Below are 1,620 nucleotides of genomic sequence, written 5' to 3'. Positions count from 1 at the left end.
TGTCGCTGATCATCGCCGGGGCGACCCTGGTGTGGAAGCGGATACAGCTGGTCAACGACTTTGTGTTGACCCTCGTGATGCTGTTCAGCGCCAGCGCGATCCCGCTGATCGACGTACCAGGCTGGTGGAGCGACACGAGCCACGCCCTCCCGCTCACCGACGGCGTCGGCAGCCTCTACACGGCGCTGTTCACCGACGAGTCCATCACCTCGCCCTGGGGTATCGGCGGGCTGGTGCCGCTGCTCGTGGTGTCGCTTGCGTACTTTGCCGCCGGCATCCTCGCCTTCGGGCTGGGCGAGCGTACCGCCAAGCGCCGGGGAACTCTCGGCCGGTACTAAGACCACGACGGCTACTTCACGTGATCGTCTCTCGCATAGGAGAATGATGCCCTATGGATGCCGCAACCGCTCTCGCACAGATCGTCGACGACTTGGTAGAGGTTCCGGCCGGAGACACCGTCATCGGGTCGACCCCGGAGATCATCGAAGCAGAGCTCGCGGCACCCGGGCTGTCGGGCGTCGAGCCGGCGTGGCTGCGCAAGGAGCTGCCGAGGCACACGGTGAGCGTTGATCGATTCCGGATCAGCCGGCGACTGCTGACCGTCGCTCAGGTCGAGGCGCTGGCACCGCAGACGGGAGTAGCCGTCACACTGGCGGGCGGCGGGTCAGATCACCCGGCCACGGTCGGCGTCAAGGGCAGCTTTGCCCTGTGCGCTGCGCTTTCGGAGCTGCTTGGCCGGTATGTCCGGCTCCCGACCGAGCCCGAATGGGTGCGCGCCGCGCGTGGTGACGACGTCCGGACATACCCGTGGGGCGATGTCTGGCGTCCCGGTCTCGCGCACCTTGGTCAAGCCGGTACGTGCCCGGTCGGTCGGTATCAAGCGGGCGCGAGCGCCTTCGGTCTGCTAGACATGGCGGGCAACGCCGACGAGCTGACGAGCACCCTCTACGCACCATTCCCTGGGGCGCCGGCCGACGTACCGGCTCGCGAAGCCTGGGCACTCACGCCGTACATCACCAAGGGTGGAGGCTATATGCACCTGCGGGATCTCGCCCGGTGTGATCGCAGACACGGCGTCTATGCGCCGAACGAACCTCTCGGCGTACGGCTGGTGACCGCAGAGCAGTAAGGACGCATCGGCAGTAGGGTGCATCGGCCCTCGGTCCAGTACAGGTTGACACGGTCGATGGCATCTTGCCTGGACATTTTCGCCACTTCGGTCTCAGGTAGCTGGATGTCGTTGACACGGCGCAAGGCCGGTCACCAGCAGCAGCCGCGGCGGGCGGGAGAGTCGCTCAGCGTTTCGGACGGCTGGTGCCGGGGTGGGTAGGCACGTCAGGGTGAGACTATGGTGCTCCCCTGTTGTTGCGGAACGGTATGGAGGGAATTTCACTGTCCGCCGATTCGACTGATGTAGGAGATTCCGCCGTCGGGCGGCCGGGCACGTCACACACCGTGGTCGATGCGCGCCAAGCCGAACGTCCATGGTGGCGCCCGCAAGGCCGGGTGACCCGAGCCGTGCTGGCTGTGGCCGCCGGCCTCTCTTGGGCGCTGGCCATGCCGCCCCGTGGGTGGTGGGTGCTGTTCCCGCTCGGCGTGGCGGCGCTGTCGATCGCGCTG

General features: G+C 67.0%; 1 protein-coding gene and 2 pseudogenes. All 3 read left to right on the top strand.

All coding sequences use genetic code 11. The annotated features are described in order from the left end of the window. Positions 1 to 338, top strand: a pseudogene (locus ELR45_RS36765) (ABC transporter permease); the annotation flags it as partial. 53 nt (positions 339 to 391) lie between these two features. After that, positions 392 to 1,129 carry a formylglycine-generating enzyme family protein gene (locus tag ELR45_RS03775; protein ID WP_129663603.1) on the top strand — a complete coding sequence of 246 codons (738 nt, stop codon included), beginning with the start codon at positions 392 to 394 and terminating at the stop codon, positions 1,127 to 1,129. A gap of 248 nt (positions 1,130 to 1,377) precedes the next feature. Then, positions 1,378 to 1,620: pseudogene (locus tag ELR45_RS36760) on the top strand (hypothetical protein); the annotation flags it as partial.

This window comes from Phytoactinopolyspora endophytica (assembly GCF_004138495.1).
GTDB classification, from domain to species: Bacteria; Actinomycetota; Actinomycetes; order Jiangellales; family Jiangellaceae; genus Phytoactinopolyspora; species Phytoactinopolyspora endophytica.
This window is presented reverse-complemented; position numbering and strand designations above follow the sequence as displayed.

What these genes read in the sequence shown, in the direction of transcription:
- ELR45_RS03775 (WP_129663603.1), top strand. Translation starts at nt 392, where the DNA reads ATGGATGCCGCAACCGCTCTCGCACAGATCGTCGACGACTTGGTAGAG.